The sequence below is a fragment of the Streptomyces sp. NPDC059994 genome, from assembly GCF_042737755.1.
Classification (GTDB): domain Bacteria; phylum Actinomycetota; class Actinomycetes; order Streptomycetales; family Streptomycetaceae; genus Streptomyces.
Window position 1 is genome coordinate 57,367 of record NZ_JBHWUR010000030.1, and the last position, 13,918, is coordinate 71,284.

The 13,918-nt window shown below is 75.6% G+C and carries 15 protein-coding genes and 2 pseudogenes; 9 read left to right on the plus strand and 8 right to left on the minus strand.

Annotated features, from left to right (window positions below; genetic code table 11):
- Positions 1 to 10 precede the first annotated feature (10 nt).
- From ACFWA7_RS17560 to ACFWA7_RS17570, 3 genes and pseudogenes are all read right to left on the minus strand, one after another.
- Positions 11 to 1,354: a hypothetical protein gene (locus tag ACFWA7_RS17560; protein ID WP_385823747.1), complete on the minus strand. Its 1,344-nt coding sequence runs from the start codon at positions 1,352 to 1,354 to the stop codon at positions 11 to 13.
- Positions 1,312 to 1,746 (minus strand): annotated as a pseudogene (locus tag ACFWA7_RS17565) (trypsin-like peptidase domain-containing protein); the annotation flags it as partial. The gene ACFWA7_RS17560 and the pseudogene ACFWA7_RS17565, both read right to left, overlap by 43 nt.
- A complete protein-coding gene (locus ACFWA7_RS17570; RefSeq protein WP_385823749.1) occupies positions 1,746 to 2,123 on the minus strand; it encodes a CU044_2847 family protein in 378 nt (125 codons plus the stop codon). The pseudogene ACFWA7_RS17565 and the gene ACFWA7_RS17570, both read right to left, overlap by 1 nt.
- Positions 2,124 to 2,205: 82 nt before the next feature.
- Here ACFWA7_RS17570 and ACFWA7_RS17575 point away from each other — a divergent pair, with 82 nt between their 5' ends.
- Positions 2,206 to 2,928 (plus strand): DUF6597 domain-containing transcriptional factor, encoded by a 723-nt coding sequence (locus ACFWA7_RS17575; protein WP_385823751.1) that lies wholly within the window; start codon positions 2,206 to 2,208, stop codon positions 2,926 to 2,928.
- On the opposite strand, the gene ACFWA7_RS17580 is transcribed toward ACFWA7_RS17575, so the two are convergent.
- Positions 2,868 to 3,260 carry a VOC family protein gene (locus tag ACFWA7_RS17580; protein WP_385823753.1) on the minus strand — a complete coding sequence of 131 codons (393 nt, stop codon included), beginning with the start codon at positions 3,258 to 3,260 and terminating at the stop codon, positions 2,868 to 2,870. The two genes, ACFWA7_RS17575 and ACFWA7_RS17580, sit on opposite strands and share 61 nt — an antisense overlap.
- A 174-nt stretch (positions 3,261 to 3,434) precedes the next feature.
- On the opposite strand from ACFWA7_RS17580, the gene ACFWA7_RS17585 reads away from it, so the two are divergent.
- The 6 genes from ACFWA7_RS17585 (at position 3,435) to ACFWA7_RS17610 (ending at position 10,761) form a co-directional block, all read left to right on the plus strand.
- On the plus strand, positions 3,435 to 4,952 hold the full coding sequence (locus tag ACFWA7_RS17585) for a hypothetical protein (RefSeq protein WP_385538736.1): 1,518 nt from the start codon (positions 3,435 to 3,437) through the stop codon (positions 4,950 to 4,952).
- 91 nt (positions 4,953 to 5,043) lie between these two features.
- On the plus strand, positions 5,044 to 6,009 hold the full coding sequence (locus ACFWA7_RS17590) for a LysR family transcriptional regulator (RefSeq protein ID WP_385538754.1): 966 nt from the start codon (positions 5,044 to 5,046) through the stop codon (positions 6,007 to 6,009).
- Positions 6,010 to 6,241: 232 nt separating this feature from the next.
- Positions 6,242 to 7,366 carry a ribosome small subunit-dependent GTPase A gene (gene rsgA, locus ACFWA7_RS17595; RefSeq protein ID WP_385823755.1) on the plus strand — a complete coding sequence of 375 codons (1,125 nt, stop codon included), beginning with the start codon at positions 6,242 to 6,244 and terminating at the stop codon, positions 7,364 to 7,366.
- Between the two features lie 38 nt (positions 7,367 to 7,404).
- Entirely contained in the window at positions 7,405 to 8,868 is a 1,464-nt protein-coding gene (locus ACFWA7_RS17600; protein ID WP_385823757.1) for a DNA-3-methyladenine glycosylase 2 family protein, read from the plus strand.
- Between the two features lie 57 nt (positions 8,869 to 8,925).
- Entirely contained in the window at positions 8,926 to 10,023 is a 1,098-nt protein-coding gene (locus ACFWA7_RS17605) for a calcium:proton antiporter (RefSeq protein ID WP_385823759.1), read from the plus strand.
- Between the two features lie 189 nt (positions 10,024 to 10,212).
- Positions 10,213 to 10,761 (plus strand): MarR family winged helix-turn-helix transcriptional regulator, encoded by a 549-nt coding sequence (locus ACFWA7_RS17610; RefSeq protein ID WP_385823761.1) that lies wholly within the window; start codon positions 10,213 to 10,215, stop codon positions 10,759 to 10,761.
- Here ACFWA7_RS17610 and ACFWA7_RS17615 read toward each other — a convergent pair.
- The 4 genes from ACFWA7_RS17615 to ACFWA7_RS17630 all read right to left on the minus strand — a co-directional run bounded on the left by ACFWA7_RS17615 (position 10,697) and on the right by ACFWA7_RS17630 (position 13,162).
- Complete coding sequence (locus ACFWA7_RS17615) at positions 10,697 to 11,068, minus strand: PPOX class F420-dependent oxidoreductase (RefSeq protein WP_385823763.1); 372 nt, start codon at positions 11,066 to 11,068, stop codon at positions 10,697 to 10,699. The genes ACFWA7_RS17610 and ACFWA7_RS17615 overlap by 65 nt on opposite strands.
- 101 nt (positions 11,069 to 11,169) lie before the next feature.
- Positions 11,170 to 11,652: a DUF456 domain-containing protein gene (locus ACFWA7_RS17620; protein WP_385538747.1), complete on the minus strand. Its 483-nt coding sequence runs from the start codon at positions 11,650 to 11,652 to the stop codon at positions 11,170 to 11,172.
- Between the two features lie 82 nt (positions 11,653 to 11,734).
- Positions 11,735 to 12,709, minus strand: coding sequence for a helix-turn-helix domain-containing protein (locus ACFWA7_RS17625; protein WP_385538748.1), 975 nt, complete (start codon positions 12,707 to 12,709; stop codon positions 11,735 to 11,737).
- A 183-nt stretch (positions 12,710 to 12,892) separates the two neighbouring features.
- Entirely contained in the window at positions 12,893 to 13,162 is a 270-nt protein-coding gene (locus ACFWA7_RS17630) for a hypothetical protein (protein WP_385538750.1), read from the minus strand.
- A 10-nt stretch (positions 13,163 to 13,172) separates the two neighbouring features.
- Here ACFWA7_RS17630 and ACFWA7_RS17635 point away from each other — a divergent pair, with 10 nt between their 5' ends.
- Complete coding sequence (locus ACFWA7_RS17635; protein ID WP_385823765.1) at positions 13,173 to 13,325, plus strand: hypothetical protein; 153 nt, start codon at positions 13,173 to 13,175, stop codon at positions 13,323 to 13,325.
- Positions 13,326 to 13,380: 55 nt separating this feature from the next.
- Positions 13,381 to 13,918: pseudogene (locus tag ACFWA7_RS17640) on the plus strand (hypothetical protein); the annotation flags it as partial.

The following is a 13,918-nucleotide window of genomic DNA, read 5'->3' on the forward strand; positions in this document are numbered from 1 at the left end:
TCCAGATCCTTCAGCTCAGCGGGGACCGGTCGGGCGGGGCGACGGCCGGGAAGCGGCGCGGGTCCTCCCAGACGAGGGTGAGCCCGGCCGCCCAGTGCGGCCCGCTCTCGTCGTACATGAACGCCTCCTTGCGTAACTTCAGTACGTGGCCGGGGAGTTCGCCGGGCGCGAGATCGGCCAGCCAGTGGGCCAGCTCGTCGAGGAAGCCGCTGCCCCGGCACCCGCCGTCGCAGGCGGCCCCGGTGCAGCCGGTGTGCGGCCAGAGCACGATCGGCGAGGGCGCGTTGAGTGCGGCCCCGTGCGGCTCGGTGGCCGATCGCGCCGGGTCCGGCGGCCGGGCGAAGCCCACCGGGCCGTACACGTCCTGGAGTTGTACGGAGAGCTTGTCCGGGCGGGGCGCCCTTCCGCACTCGATACGGTGCACGGGAGAGCTCCGGCGGCCGTCGAGGGTCTCCCACATCTGGCGCAGCGTCCACTGGAGCCTCGGGTTCCTGCGGCGCAGCCGGTCCATGACGACGACCGGTGACACACAGCCGAGCGGCGGCTCGATGCCCTTGCGCCGCACCCACTGGTCGACCGGCTTGTGCAGCCAGTTGCGCGGCAGCGCGAACGCGACCAGTGCCCGCCCCCGGTCGTCGAGGTCCCCGAACGCGGCGTCGACCCGGTCCAGGACCCACTCGCGCAGCTGTCTCTCGCCGGTGACCGTGGCCGCGTCGACGAGCCTGCGGCTGCCGTCCCGGTACGCGTACACCTCGACCAGCAGCGCGTTCCTGCCCCCGCCGCTGCGGTTGATCTCCACCAGGACCGGCGACCAGCCGAGGTCGGGGGCCCGGCCGGGCCCGCCGCCCGGGTCGTCGAAGCGGGCCCGGTAGGCCCGGGCCCACTCGCGCAGCCCGTGCCCGAGCCCGGGATCCGGCGCCGGGCCCTCGTCGGCCGCCGCCGCGAGCCGCACCGCGAACTCGGCGAGCGGCAGCGCGCCCGCCCTCGGCACCGACTCCGCCAGCAGGTGCCACACCGCCTCCCACAGGTTCGCGAAGCCGCCGTCCGGGGGCGCCAGGCCCAGCGGCCCCACCGCCTGCCGGAACAGCCCGTCCGGGTCGGCCGCGCCCTCGGGCACCCGCGCCAGGAGCGCGGCCAGGGCGCGCTTCCCCCGGCCTGGTGGCCGGGGGTCGGCACGTGCTCGGCGAGCGGCGGCCAGGACCGGGCGAGGACCTGCGCCGAGACCATCCGTACCGGGTCCATCGAGGAGACCATGCCGACCACCTCGCCGCCCTCGGCCAGATGCACGCCCGCCCCGCTGAACCCGCCGCTGACCGGCGTCCCGTACCCCTTCCAGTCCTCCAGCTGGGTCCACTCGTTGCTGGTCAACTCGGCTGCTCCGGCGCGCAGTTCGCTGATGACCCCCTCCTCGTAGTCCTCGGGGAAGCCGTGCGCGAGGAGCCTGGGGGCCGGGTACGCGTACGGCGCGTCGGGGCGGGCGAAGCGGGCGGGGCGGACCGGTACGGGGCCGGTCAGTTCGAGCACGGCCCAGTCGCCGGGGTCCCGGGCGCCGCCCGCCCAGCCGCCGCGCGCCACCACGCGCGCCGGGACCGGCTCGCGCCCCGGGAGCCCCGGAAAGCGGACTTCGGCGCGCTCCTCCTGCCACACCACATGGGCGCAGGTCAGCACATGGCGGTCGGTGAACAGGAAGCCGGCGCCGACCGCGCCGGCGCACTCGATGTACGCGTGCCAGGAGGGTGATGCCATCACTGAGCTGCCGTGGCTCCGGGGTCCGGGGCGGTGATGGGTGCGGCGGGAGTCCCGCCGGGCCCCGGCGACCAGGACAGCTTCACCAGGAGGTGGCCCTCGACCGCCGTCTTCGCGATCACCGCGCCCGCCTCGGCGGTCAGCTTCACGCCGAACTCCAGCTCCACCGCGTCCGGCTTGAGCCGGCCGTCCCGGAAGACGTGCAGCGCGGACTCGGCGGCCGCCCGGATGCCCTCAAGCGCGCTGTCGAACGTACGGGCCGCCTCGGAGACGGAGTTGTCGCCCCGGCGTACCAACTTGGCGCCGGAGGCGTGCCGTTCGACCTCCACCACGACCTGCGCACCGTCGTCCGTCTGGAACTCCATCAGCGCACCCATCGCCGCCCCCTCGCAGCCGTGCCGGACCGGGCGACCATTGTGGCGGAGCGGCCCCGCCGCTGTCCGGGTTAGCCTCGAAGACATGTACCGAGAGCGTGCCTCGCGGCTGGCCGGCGCGGTGGTCTGGGCGCGCACGGTGGGGCCGGGCGCCGTCCGCCCCGTCCTGCCGGACGGCTGCATGGACCTGCTGTGGCGCGACGGGAGACTGTTTGTCGCCGGTCCCGACACCCACGCGTACGTACCGGGCGTGGCCGCCGGGGTCCGGTTCGCGGGCGTGCGGTTCGCGCCGGGCGCGGGCCCGGCGGCCCTCGGCGTACCGGCGCACGAGCTGCGCGACCGGCGTGTGGACCTCGCCGCGCTCTGGCCGGGAGGCATGGTGCGCCGCCTCGCCGAGCGGATTGCACAGGCGCCGGACCCGGCCGCCGCCCTGGAGGCCGTGGCGCTGGACAGGGCCGGGGAGCCGGACCCGCTGATGCGGGCGGTGGCCGAGCGGCTCGCGGCGGGCGCCCCGGTCGCCGCGACGGCCGAGGCGGTCGGGCTCGGCGCCCGCCAGCTGCACCGCCGCTCCCTGGACGCCTTCGGCTACGGCCCCAAGACCCTCGCGCGCGTCCTGCGCCTCCAGCGGGCGCTCGGTCTCGTCCTCGCGGGCGTGCCGTACGCGCGGGCGGCGCTCGCCGCCGGGTGCACCGACCAGGCCCACCTCGCCCGCGAGATGCGCGACCTGGCCGGGACCACGCTCACCGCCTACGCGGAGGCGGCGAAGAGCGAGACGCCCACCCCGTCCGGGTCGTGGAGCATCGCGTAACGCTGCCCCCAGAAGGCGTCGAAGGGCTTGAGGTGACCGGCGTACCCGGCCGCCACCAGCTCCTCGTACATCCGGTCCACCTCGTCCGGCCCGTCGCAGGCGAAGACCAGGTCGGCGCGGCCGCCGCCCTGCGGGCGGGTCCAGTCCGGGTCGAAGGAGCGCAGCACCTCCTCGGTGTCCCACAGGATCCGGGTGCCGCCCGGGAGCGTGTGCTCCACGTGCGGCTCGGTGTCGGCCTCGGCCGGGATGTCCAGGCCCAGACGGCGGTAGAAGGCGAGCGAGGCGGCCATGTCGGAGACGACAAGGCCGATGGAGTCGAATCGTGCGTTCATGGCCTCAACGTAGGCGGGGCCGGGCCGCGGGTCTTGTAAGAAACGGACATGTACGCGTGCCGTCGGGCCTGAGAGGCCGTTGTCCGCGTACGACACGCGCGTTCCCCTGCTCCACACTCCACCCGTTGGCGCCCCCTCCCTGCCGGGCCCCGCCCGGCCGCGTAACGTGTGCGCATGTCTGCCGCCGATCAAGCGACCCGGTCCGTGCCGAGCCGAGAGGCCGTGCGCCCCCTGCGCCGGGACACCGTCCGGTTGGCGCTGGTCGGGGCCGTCCTCGCGCTCGCCTGCGGCGCCGTCCAGCTGGCCACCGGCGCCTGGCGGCTGCCGCTCGGCTGGGACGAGACCGTGTATGTCAGCCAGGTCGACCCCCGCGTCCCCGACGCCTTCTTCAGCGAGCCCCGGGCCCGTGGCATCAGCTGGCTCGCCGCGCCCGCCGCCCAGCTGACGGGCTCGGTGCCGGTGCTGCGCGCCTGGATGCTGCTGCTCGCGGCGGCCGGGCTCACGCTCGCCTTCCGGCCCTGGCTGACCCTGGTGGGCCGCAGGGTCGTGCTGCTCGCCGCCGTGCTCTTCGCCGGGCTGTGGGTGGTGCAGTTCTACGCGGGCGAGGTCATGCCCAACCTGTACGTGGCGTACGGGGCGCTCGCCGGGGCGGGTTGGTTCCTGCGCGCCGCCGGGGACCGCGACGGGCGGCGCGGCCCGCTGCTCGCGGTGGGGCTGAGCGTGGCGTTCACGGCGCTGGTGCGGCCGTACGACGGCGGCTATCTGGCGGTGGCCCTGCTCGCGGCGGTCCTCGCGGTACGGGCCTGGCGGCGGACGCGCCTCGCCGCCGCGGTCCTCGGCGGACTGGCCGTCGGGGTGCTGCCCTGGGTGATCGAGGCGTATCTGCGCTTCGGCGGACTGATGGAGCGGGTGCACGGCGCGGGCGAGGCGCAGGGCGGGCTGAGCCTGCACAACGCGCTCGGCATGAACCTGATGACCCTCAACGGCCCGCTGCTGTGCCGCCCCTGCACCTCCGGCTGGCCCAACCCGCATCTGAGCGCGGTGTGGTGGCTGGCCCTTCCCCTGTTGACCGCCCTCGGCGTGCTGTGCGCGGCCCGGGCGAGGCGGGCGCGTACGGCGCTGCTCGCGGTGTGGTGCGCGGCGGTGCTCGGCGTGCCCTACCTCTTCGGCATCGGCTATGCGGCGCCGCGCTTCCTGATCCCCGCGTACGCGCTGCTCGCGCTGGTCGTCGCGGAGTGCGCGGCCGGGGCGGTGGAGGCGGCGAAGGGGCGGTGGCGGCCGGTGGTGGTGGCCGCCGTCGCGGTGTGCCTGGGGCTCCAGCTCTGGGGCCAGTACGGGATCATGGACCGGCGCACGGCACGCCAGCAGGCGCTGCGCTCCGACGACCAGTGGCTGGTGGCCCGGCTCGCGGAGTACGGCATCCGCCCGCCCTGCACCATCGTCGGCGACGAGTCCCAGCCGCAGGCCTTCTACGGCGGCTGCTCCTCGCAGGCCAGCGACCGCGCGAACCGCACCCAGACGGTGCCGGGCATCGTGGCGGCGGCGCGGCGCACCCCGCTGGCCCTGGTCCAGGAGGCGTCGAGCCCGCCCGCGTACGCCCGCTCGTGGCCCGGCCACAAGGTGGTCACGCCCCGGACGGGGACGGTCTGGTACGTCTTCCTGGCGCCCGCTCCCGAGTCCGCCCCCCGCTGAGCCGGGCTATCTGCACGGGCCCGCCCGATCCATAAGGCGGCTCGATACTTGACGGGTGACCGATAGAAAAACGCATGGCGCGGCCCGGCCGGTGCGGCGCCCGCAGGACGGCCCGGCGGCTGCGGCGGCCCCGCCGGGCCGCCCCGTCCGCCCCCACGCTCCCCTCGACCTCACCCATCTGCGCACCTTCCTCGCCGTCCACCGCACCGGCAGCTTCACCGCCGCCGCCCGGCTGCTGAGCCTTTCCCAGCCGACCGTCACCACCCAGATCCGCTCCCTGGAACGGCAGCTCGGGCGGGAGCTGTTCGAGCGGCTGCCGCGCGGGGTGGCGCCGACGCCGTACGCCGACGACCTCGCCGCACGGGTCGCCGCCCCGCTCGACGCGCTCGCCGTCGTCGCCGACCGGGGCCCCGGCGACGGCGCGCCCGCGCAGCCCGTACACCTGGCCGGACCGGCCGAGTTCCTCTGTGTCACCGCGCTGCCCGCGCTCGCGCCGCTGGTCGCGGACGGGGTGCGGCTGCACGTCGTCACCGGCCTCTCCGACGAGCTGCTCGACGGTCTGCGCGCGGGCCGCCACGACCTGGTGGTCTCGACCGTGCGGCCGCGCGGCCGCACCCTGACGGCCGTACCGCTGGGCGACGAGGAGTTCGTGCTCGTCGCCGCGCCGCAGTGGGCGCGGCGGATAGGCTCCGGGCACGTCGCGGCGGACGGCCCGGCCGCGCTGGCCGGCGTGCCGCTGGTGACGTACGCCGAGGACCTGCCGATCGCCCGCCGCTACTGGCGCCACGTCTTCGGCCGCCGCCTCACCGGTGAGGCCGCGCTCACCGTCCCCGACCTGCGCGGGGTCCTGGCCGCCGTGACGGCGGGCGCGGGCTTCACCGTGCTGCCCCGCTACCTGTGCCGCGCCGACCTCGACGCGGGCCGCCTGGTCGCCCTCCTCGAACCCGAGGACCCGCCGATCAACACCGCGTACCTCGTCCAGCGCCCCGGCACCCCCGACAACCCCCAAGTCCCCCGCGTACGCGACCACCTGCTGGCCGCCGCGCGTCACTGGTGAGGGGGTGCGGATAAATCAGTTGGCCGGGCTCGGAGCGCGGCGTATGGTGACTGCGTTCCGTACGGCGGCCGTTGGCCGGCGTACTCCAGCCGTGAGACCGATCCGGGAGGTGTGAGTGATGGCTGTCATTGCGATGGGCGCTGCCCTCATCCAGAAGTGCATCAATTCCACTCCCGTGGCCACCGGCTGAACCCAACGCACCGCCGGGGCCGCCCTTGTGAAGGGTCACCCCTTGTCTTCCTCTTCTGCTTCGCGGCAGTCGTCCTCGCACCAGTCCTCCACCTCGCACGCCCTGTCTCCCTACGGCTGGGACGACGCCTGGGCCGCCGACTTCGCGCCCTACGCCGACCAGGGCCTGCTGCCCGGCCGGGTCGTCCGCGTCGACCGGGGCCAGTGCGACATCGTCACCCCCGGCGGTCTGCTGCGCGCCGACACCGCCTTCGTCACCCCGCACGACCCGATGCGGGTCGTCTGCACCGGTGACTGGGCCGCCGTCGAACCCGCCGGCGACCCCCGGTTCGTCCGCGCGTATCTGCCGCGCCGCACCGCCTTCGTACGCAACACCTCCTCCAACCGGTCCGAGGGGCAGATCCTCGCGGCCAACGTGGACCACGCGATCATCGCGGTCTCGCTCGCCGTCGAGCTGGACCTCGGGCGGATCGAGCGGTTCCTGGCCCTGGCGTGGGAGTCGGGCGCACAGCCGCTCGTCGTCCTCACCAAGGCCGACCTGGTGCCCGACCCGGTCGGGCTGTCCTACCTCGTCCAGGACGTGGAGACCGCCGCGCCCGGCGTCCAGGTCCTGTCCGTCAGCTCGGCGACCGGCGATGGCGTCGAGGTGCTGCGGGCGATCGTGTCGGGCGGCACCAGCGTGCTGCTCGGCCAGTCCGGCGCCGGCAAGTCGACGCTGGCCAACGCGCTGCTCGGCGCGGACATGATGGAGGTGCAGGCCATCCGGGACGTCGACGGCAAGGGCCGGCACACCACCACGACCCGCAACCTGCTCGTCCTGCCCGGCGGCGGCGTCCTCATCGACACTCCGGGGCTGCGCGGGGTCGGTCTGTGGGACGCCGAGAGCGGTGTCGGGCAGGTCTTCGCGGAGATCGAGGAACTGTCCGGGCAGTGCCGCTTCCACGACTGCGCCCACGAGGCGGAGCCGGGGTGCGCGGTGATCGCGGCGATCGAGGACGGCTCGCTGGCCGAGCGCCGCCTGGAGAGCTACCGCAAGCTGATCCGCGAGAACCGGCGGATCGTCGCCAAGACCGACGCGCGCCTGCGCAACGAGATCCGCCGCGACTGGCGCATCAAGTCGGCCGAAGGCCGGGCGAACTACGCGGCCAAGCGGAGCGGCACCCGCTGACAGCCCTCGGGGTTGGGGGACGGGGGCCCCCTCGCCCTGTGCCCAAACCCCGAGTCCAAAAGCCCCGCCGCCCGCCCCCGGGAGGGGGGGCCCCCGACAGAGAGACCGACGAGACCCGGTACGAAGCCGTCAGCAGCCGCGACGCCCGCTTCGACGGCGAGTTCTTCTTCGCCGTGTCGACCACCGGCATCTACTGCCGCCCCAGCTGCCCGGCCGTGACGCCCAAGCGCAAGAACGTCCGCTTCTTCCCGACGGCGGCGGCCGCCCAGGGCCACGGTTTCCGCGCCTGCCGCCGCTGCCGCCCCGACGCGGTGCCCGGCTCGGCGGAGTGGAACGTGCGCGCCGACGTGGTGGGCCGCGCCGTCCGGCTGATCGGCGACGGCGTGGTGGACCGCGAGGGCGTCCCCGGTCTCGCGGTGCGCCTCGGCTACAGCACCCGGCAGGTCCAGCGCCAGCTCACCGCCGAGCTCGGCGCGGGCCCGGTCGCCCTCGCCCGTGCCCAGCGCGCCCACACGGCCCGGGTGCTGCTCCAGACCACCGGGCTGCCGGTCACCGACATCGCCTTCGCGGCCGGGTTCGCCAGCGTGCGGCAGTTCAACGACACCATCCGGCAGATCTACGCCCGTACGCCCAGCGCCCTGCGCGAGGAGTCCGGGACGAAGACCGGCCGGGGCTCGGCCGCCTTCGCGGCCGGGATCCCGCTGCGGCTCGCGCACCGGGGCCCGTACGCGGCGCGCACGGTCTTCGACCTGCTCGCCGAGGAGGCCGTCGCCGGGGTCGAGGAGATGACCGGCGAGCCGGGTGCGCGCATCTACCGCCGCACGCTGCGCCTGCCGTACGGCACGGGCATCGTGGCCGTCGACGAGGCGCGCCCGCGCCGGGGCGGCTGGCTGGAGGCCCGTATCCACCTCACCGACCTGCGCGACCTCACCACCGCCGTCCAGCGGCTGCGCCGCCTCTTCGACCTGGACGCCGATCCCTACGCGGTGGACGAGCGGCTCGCGGCCGACCCCCGGCTCGCCCCCCTGGTCGAGGCCCGGCCCGGGGTGCGCTCGCCGGGGGCCGCCGACCCCGACGAGTACGCGGTACGGGCGCTGGTGGGGCGGGCCGTCGCGGGGGAGCTGACCGAGGAGTACGGGAAGCGGCTCGACGTGCCGTGCGGCGCGCTCACCCACCTCTTCCCGGAGCCCGGCACGCTCGCCGCGCACCCGGATCCGGCCCTGGCGCGGCTCGCCGCCGCGCTCGCCGACGGCAGGCTGCGCCTCGACGCGGGCGCGGACCGGGAGGAGGCCGTACGGGTCCTGCGCACCCTGCCCGGCCTCGACGCCCACACCGTGGCGCTGATCCGCGTGCGGGCGCTCGGCGAACCGGACGTGGGGTTCGACGCCGAGCCGCGTCCCGCGGACAGCTCCGGCGACAGCGGCGGCGAACTCTGGCGGCCCTGGCGCTCGTACGCCCACCGGCACCTGAGCGCGGCCGCCGCGCACGGCGCCGCCGCGTAGCCCGCGGACGGCGCCGGCCGACGGGCGCACCCCGCCGCCGTCTGGGAACGTCGGCACATGATCCGTCTCGCCCGCGTCCCCCTGGACCGGTGGTCGGCGTTCGTGCCGGCGCTCGCCATGGTGCTGCTCGCGCTCACCTGGGGGCGGTCGCTGCCCTCGGCTCTGGTCGCGCTGGTGGCCTGCTTCCTGGCCGGCGCGGTGCTGGCGGCGGTGCACCACGCCGAGGTCGTGGCGCACCGGGTGGGCGAGCCGTTCGGCTCGCTCGTGCTCGCGGTCGCGGTGACGATCATCGAGGTCGCGCTGATCGTCACGCTGATGTCGGACGGCGGCGACAAGAGCGCCACGCTCGCCCGCGACACCGTCTTCGCCGCCGTGATGATCACCTGCAACGGGATCGTCGGTGTCTGCCTCCTCATCGGGGCGCTGCGCCGCAGACTGGCCGTCTTCAACCCCGAGGGAACCGGCGCCGCGTTCGCCACGGTCATCACGCTCGCCGGGCTCAGCCTGGTGCTGCCGACCTTCACCACCAGCAAGCCGGGCCGGGAGTTCTCCACCGCGCAGCTCGTCTTCGCGGCCCTCGCCTCGGTGGCGCTGTACGGGCTGTTCGTCGCCACCCAGACCGTGCGCCACCGCGACTACTTCCTGCCCGTCACCCAGCAGGGCGAGGTGCTCGCGGAGGAGCACGCCGATCCGCCGTCCGCCCGCACCGCGCTGGTCAGCGTCGGGCTGCTCGGGGTGGCCCTGGTCGCGGTGGTCGGCCTCGCCAAGGGCGTCTCACCGACCATCGAGCGCGGGGTGGCCGCCGCCGGGCTGCCCGCCTCCGTCGTCGGCGTGATCATCGCCCTGCTCGTGCTGCTGCCCGAGACCATCGCCGCCTCCAGGGCCGCCGCCCGCGACCGGGTGCAGACGAGCCTCAACCTGGCGCTCGGCTCCGCGATGGCGAGCATCGGACTGACCATCCCGGCGGTCGCGCTGGCGTCCGTCTGGCTGTCGGGGCCGCTGGTCCTCGGGCTCGGCGCGAGCGACATGGTGCTGCTCGCGCTCACCGTCGGCGTGGGCATCCTCACCGTCGTCCCGGGCCGCGCGACCCCGATGCAGGGCGGCGTCCACCTGGCGCTCTTCGCCGGATATCTGGTGCTCGCGGTCAGCCCCTGACCCGTCGGCCGGAAGGCGACGTTCCCAAGCCGCCTCGGTGGCGGCCGTGCGCGGGGCGGCCCCGCAGACCACGCGGCCTCCCGCGGCGGTCTTGAGCACGCCCTCGGCCTCGCCGTCCGGTTCGACATGGACGCGCCGGGGATTCCACTCGCCTGACCTGGATTCGGTGCGGGGGGCGGCGGATGGGCGATGATCATCGACGACGGTGCGGCGCTGCAACCGGTGATCTCGCTCCACCGGCTGCCGCGCGGTCTGCGCCGGGCCGCCCCGGCCGACGGGATCCAGCCCACCCGGACAGTGGTGCTCTCGCTGCTCGCCGAGAGCGGGCCCGCCCGTGTCGGCGAGCTCGCGGCCCGGGTGCCGTGCTCCCAGCCCACCGCCACTTCGGCCGTCGCGGGCCTGGAGGCGACCGGGCTCGTGCTGCGCGAGAGCGACCCCACGGACGGCCGGGCCGCCCGGATCGTCCTCACCGAACGCGGCGCCCGCGCCCTGGTGGACGCCGCCCGCGCCGAGGCCGAGGTGCCGGCCTGGCGCCTCGGCGCGCTCGGCGCCGAGGAGGCCGGAGCTGTCGTCGCGCTCGGCCCGCTGCTGCGCCGCCTCGCCGAGGCGGCCCACGACGGCTCCGACCCGGAGCCGGGCGCAAACCCTCCACCGGGACAGGCCCCGGCCGCCGTTACTCCTCGTCCAGCCCCCAGCTGTGGATCTTTCCCGGGTGGATCCGGATCAGCTCCTCGCTGAAGTGCGGCCCCAACTCGTGCGGCCCGGTGAGCAGTTCGGCCTCGCCCCGGATCTCCACGCCGCGCACCCGCCAGGGCCGTACGCTCACCACGTCGTCCACGACCAGCGCGAGCCGCGGATTCGCCAGCAGGTTGCGCCACTTCTTCGTGGTGCCGAGCGCGTAGCCGCCGATCAGGATCGTCCCGTCGTCCTGCGGGAAGAACCCGACCGGGTTCGCCTGCGGCTGGCCCTTGGGGTCGACGGTCGCCAGCCGTCCCAGCCGCTGGGACCTCAGGTACGCGCGCTCGGCCGCGCTGAATTCGTTCATGGCCCCAGCCTCACACGCGTACCCGCCGAAGGTCATCGGCTCCGGGGACCAGTGCGCCCGGGTCGCGCGACCTACGTCCCCACCGGCCCGGGCCCGCCGGCTCAGGCCCAGATCACCACGCCCGCCCACAAGCCCACCGCCAGCAGACACGCGAACAGCTCCACCAGGACCGAGTACCCGCCGGACCGCAGCACCGTGCGGGCCGACGACCAGCCCGCCCCGTGGCTGCCGAGCCGCATCCGCTCCGCCCCGTACAGCCCGCCCAGGAAGCCCACGATCCCGCCGGCCACCGGGAGCAGGAAGAAGCCGGCGATCGCCGCGACGCCGCCGGTCAGCAGGGAGCGCCGGGGCGCGCCGGCCGCCTTCAGGCGCCGGGGCGGCAGCACCAGCTTGACGGCCTGGGCGAGCAGGAGCAGGCCCGTGGCCCCGGCCAGGACCGCCCAGGCCGTGCCGGTGGCGTCGCTGAGGGCCCACCACGCCACGGCGGCCCAGACGATCGCCTGCCCGGGCACCCCGGGGACCAGCACACCGAGCAGCCCGAGGAGCATCACCAGACCCATCACCAAGAGCTGCCACACGCCCACCTGCCCAGCGTGCGCCAAACGGAGCGTTTCCGCAGGTCCGGGCCCGGCCCCCGGGCCGGATTCCACTCCTGCCGTCCGCCCTCTACCGGGCCACCCAGCCGCGCTCGTACGCGTGCCACCCCAGCTGGAGCCGGGTGGTGACGCCGGTCAGCTCCATCAGCCCCTTCACCCGGCGCTGTACGGTCCGCAGCCCCAGGTCGAGCTGTTTGGCCACGCTCGCGTCGGTCATCCCGGCCAGCAGCAGCGACAGGACCTCCAGGTCCGTGGCGTCGGGGCCGGACGACTCCTCCCGTACCGCCGTGCCCGCGAGCCGCAGCGGCAGCGCGTCCCGCCACACCGCCTCGAAGAGGCCCATCAGGGACTCCAGGAGGCCGCTGGCGTGCACCACCAGGGCGGCGGGCTCCGCGTCCCGGCCGGTCAGCGGCACCATCGCCAGGCTGCGGTCGGCCACCACCAGTTTTGTGGGCACCCGCTCGACCGTGCGGACCTGCTCGTCGCGGCCGAGCGCCGCCGTGAGCTCGACGATCCCGGCGGGCAGGGCGAGCACCTCGCGCTCGATGACCACCCGATAGGCGACGTCCCGGGTCGCGGCCCGCTCCTCGGACCCGTTGTCCATGCCGGTCACGGCGATCGGACTGCCGGTGACCAGCGCGCACACCTCCTCGGCCGCGCCGAGCTGGAGCTGGTGGAAGCGGTGGGCGACGGCGGACGCGCCGGTCACCACCTCCACCAGGTCGTGCACGGCGGGCTCGGCGGCCTCCGCCCGGTACTCCTCGGCGAGCAGCGCGGCAGCCAGCTCCGCCTGCTCCAGCTCGTGGCGCTGCTGGGTGAGCAGGGCGCCGAGCGCGACGCCGGGCGGGGCCGCCACCCACCGCCCGGTCCGGGCCGAGGACCGGGCGGCCAGGCCCTGGCGCTCCAGGCGCCGCAGCGCCCGTTCCGTGTCGGGCTCGGGCAGCGCGAGCCGGTGCGCCAGGTCCGCGACCTCGGCCGCGCCCAGTGCCACCAGCGTCCGGTACGCCAACTCCTGCGTCTCGTCCAGGCCTATCGCTCCGAGCACCCTCGTCCGCCCCTCTCGCGCCCGCTGTCCACGCGTGGCGGGAAACGGCCACGGCGCAAACCCGCCTCACCACATCATCCCCGCACCTTCCGTCGCTCTGCCAAGGTGGCGCAACCGCGGTACCAACAGCCGTCGGCAACAAGGCATTTGTGCGCTTTGTGTGCGGAGTATTCTGTTCCGGATTCACCTGGGGAGAGCGATGCGCCCGATATCGCGCACGGCTCTGGGGGTGGCGACCGCCGCCGCCCTCGCCGTCACCGCCCTCTCGCCGTCCGTGGCCGCACCACCTGCCGCCGCGACCGCGTAGAGACCGATCACCGGCGGCGAGGCCGCCGCCCGGCAGCAGGGGCGGCAGGTCACCGTCACCCTGGTCACCGGCGACCGCGTCCTGGCCGGCCGGGACGCCACCGGGAAGGCGGTCGCCGCCACCGCGCTGCCCCGCGAGGACGGCACCGCCGCGCTGGTGCAGACCCGCCGCCCGTGCGATGACCTGTACGTCCACCCGGAGGGCGCCGTCGCCGCCCTCGCCGCCCACCGCGCGGACGAGCGGCTCTTCCCCGCGCGGCGCAGACACGTCCGCTCGCGGCCGCGTGCGGGGTGCGGTTTTGTGCGCTGACCACTTTTACCCGTTCCACCGTTTTCGTACGGCCCTTGCGGTGGACAATAAGGGCATGAGTCAGCAGGGGGAGAGGCGCACCTCGGACGACGACTGGTGGACTCGCCTGTACGACGAGCCCGCCCCGGACAACTCGCCCGCAGCGGCGGGCGACACCCTCGACGACCGCTTCGAGTCCGTTGCGGAGGCGGTGAGTCCGCCCGTGCCGGACCCCAGGTCCGGGCCGCGCCCTCCGCGCCGCGCGCCGCGCGTGCCGGAGCAGTCGGAGCCGCAGGACCGAATCGATCCTGAGGGCACGGCCGGGCCCGTCGACGCACGGGCCGACGCCATGGACGTACGGGGTGATCCCATGGACGTGCCGCTCGAACCCGAGGACATGCCGGGTGCGGTGCGGCCGCCCGCCCCCGGCGGGATCCCGCCCCGGGCGCCCTGGCAGCCGCGCGGCACCACGGCGCCGCCCGGTTCCGGCCGCACGTCCGGGTGGTGGGAGCCCGCCGACTCCCCTGCGCCGCCGGCCCCGCCGCCGCCCGGGTACGAACCAGCCGTTCCCGCGCCGCCGGCGCAGCCGCCCGCCGCCCGGACCGCGGCCGGGC